A 2,264-nucleotide genomic window follows, 5' to 3' on the forward strand; every position below is an offset into this window, starting at 1 on the left:
CGGCTATTTCTAGCACTCGCTTAGCACCGGGTTGGCCTTTAACATCACTTAAATCGAGTAAAAAGTCGGGAGACTGGGCGCAATCTGGGTATTCAATATTTAAAGGCAGTGGCTGCTGATTTAATAAATCCCCCCATACTTCTTGTAATGAGTTAACCGCTTTACGCTTAACGCCGTTCACCAAGCTTGCGAGGCTATCATTGGTAAAAGGTAAAAAGCAGCAACGGTTTTGCTCTTTTGCAGCAAGTACAGAGGGCAAAATGGCATTAACTCCCCGCACTTCACCATTAAGGGCAAGCTCACCGTAAAATTCATATTTATGTATATCTGGACACACTACCTGCCCCGAGGCCATTAAAATACCTACGGCAATGGCTAAGTCGAAGCGCCCGCCATCTTTAGGTAAATCGGCAGGAGCTAAATTTACAGTAATACGTTGATCAGGAAAACCAAATTGAGAGTTTTCTAGGGCGCTACGCACCCTGTCTTTTGATTCTTTAACTGAGGCTTCTGGCAGCCCAACAATATTAAATGCCGGTAAACCATTACCTAGGTGTACTTCTACAATAACCTCGGGGGCGTTTATACCCACTTGGGCACGAGAGTAAATGCGAGCTAGCGACATTCCTTATCCTAATTAATGGTTTAATTAATTAGTTTAGTCAGAATATTTAAAAACGTGTACTGTGATTTGCCATTTAATAGCCGCAATACGAAGCAATAAGGTGGTTAGCATTGCCATTACCATGGCAAGTTCGGTCGCGAACGAAAAATGAATTCCCAGCGTATAAACCACACCGCCAGCTATACAGGTAATAGCGTATAACTCGCCTTTTAGCAGCATAGGAATTTCGCGAGCAAGCACATCACGGAGCATGCCCCCAAAGCAACCGGTAATTACACCCATAATAATCGCGGTCATATTTGGCATGCCGGCTAGTAAGGCTTTTTGGGTGCCCATTACCGCAAAAAATGCTAAACCAAATGCATCGGCAATTTGTAATGTGTAGTGCGGAATCGACTTTTGCTTGTTAATAAGCCGCGTGGTAATAAATACCGCGGCTAAAATAGCATAAAAAAAACTTTGATCGTGTAACCAAAATACCGGAACATCTAATATGAGATCGCGAACCGTACCGCCCCCAATCGCTGTTACCGCTGCTAATACTACAACCCCAAAACCATCCATTTTCTTTTCGTGTGCGACCAAAGTACCTGTAACAGCAAACACAGCAATACCGATTAAATCAAACCAGTGATAAAGTTCAGTCATGTGTAACAACCCAAAATTATTTGTGCCGTTTTAACACAAACTATACAAAGTTTTAAGTAATAACGTATTTTTTGAGAAGTTTATAATATTTATAGATATTACTCGGGGGTATAAATCTAAGAGTGCTTTATAGGGAAAGAAATATAAATTTCAGGCATAAAAAAACACGCTTTAAGCGTGTCGTTTCATTTTATGTATTTCAGTGGTTGCGGGAGCCGGAGCTTATGAAAGGTGAACCGACGACCTTTGCTGGCTTATGCAGAGCTGAGCCCGACGAGCTATTCATTTCACTGAATTTTAGGCATAAAAAAACACGCTTTTGGCGTGTCGATTTAATATAACCTATTATTTCAGTGGTTGCGGGAGCCAGAGCTTATGAAAGGTGAACCGACGACCTTTGCTGGCTTATGCAGAGCTGAGACCGACGAGCTATTCATTTCACTGAATTTTAGGCATAAAAAAACACGCTTTAAGCGTGTCGTTTCATTTTATGTATTTCAGTGGTTGCGGGAGCCGGATTTGAACCGACGACCTTCGGGTTATGAGCCCGACGAGCTACCAGGCTGCTCCATCCCGCGCCTGAAATATGTATACTTATTTAGCGTTGCTTACATTACAACGTGGCTGCCAACTCCCTAAAGGAAATTGGTTGCGGGAGCCGAATTTAAAACGACTACCTTTGCGGCTAATGAAGAGCTGAGACCGACAAGCTTTTCTTTAACTAACATTTTACAGTAACCTCAAACCCCTAAAGGAAATTGGTTGCGGGAGCCGGATTTGAACCGACGACCTTCGGGTTATGAGCCCGACGAGCTACCAGGCTGCTCCATCCCGCGCCTGTTATTTTAAGTCTATCGACTACTTAATTTAATCTCTTAAGTTAGAGTTTACAGTAACCAAACTTTTTAAAAAATTGGTTGCGGGAGCCGGATTTGAACCGACGACCTTCGGGTTATGAGCCCGACGAGCTACCAGGCTGCTCCATCCCGCG

At 43.2% G+C, this 2,264-nt stretch carries 1 protein-coding gene, 3 tRNA genes and 1 pseudogene (1 of these 5 cut by a window edge); all 5 read right to left on the minus strand.

Annotated features, from left to right (window positions below):
* Window positions 1-625: pseudogene (locus L650_RS0114260) on the minus strand (YifB family Mg chelatase-like AAA ATPase) (it extends 889 nt beyond the left edge of the window).
* A 33-nt stretch (window positions 626-658) separates the two neighbouring features.
* Window positions 659-1,273, minus strand: a complete 615-nt coding sequence (locus L650_RS0114265) for a trimeric intracellular cation channel family protein (protein WP_024031973.1) — start codon at window positions 1,271-1,273, stop codon at window positions 659-661.
* Between the two features lie 501 nt (window positions 1,274-1,774).
* Window positions 1,775-1,851, minus strand: a tRNA-Met gene (locus L650_RS0114270).
* Between the two features lie 181 nt (window positions 1,852-2,032).
* Window positions 2,033-2,109: transfer RNA gene (locus tag L650_RS0114275), tRNA-Met, on the minus strand.
* 78 nt (window positions 2,110-2,187) lie between these two features.
* A tRNA-Met gene (locus L650_RS0114280) sits at window positions 2,188-2,264 on the minus strand.

The sequence above is a fragment of the Pseudoalteromonas sp. TB51 genome, from assembly GCF_000498055.1.
GTDB lineage: Bacteria > Pseudomonadota > Gammaproteobacteria > Enterobacterales > Alteromonadaceae > Pseudoalteromonas > Pseudoalteromonas atlantica.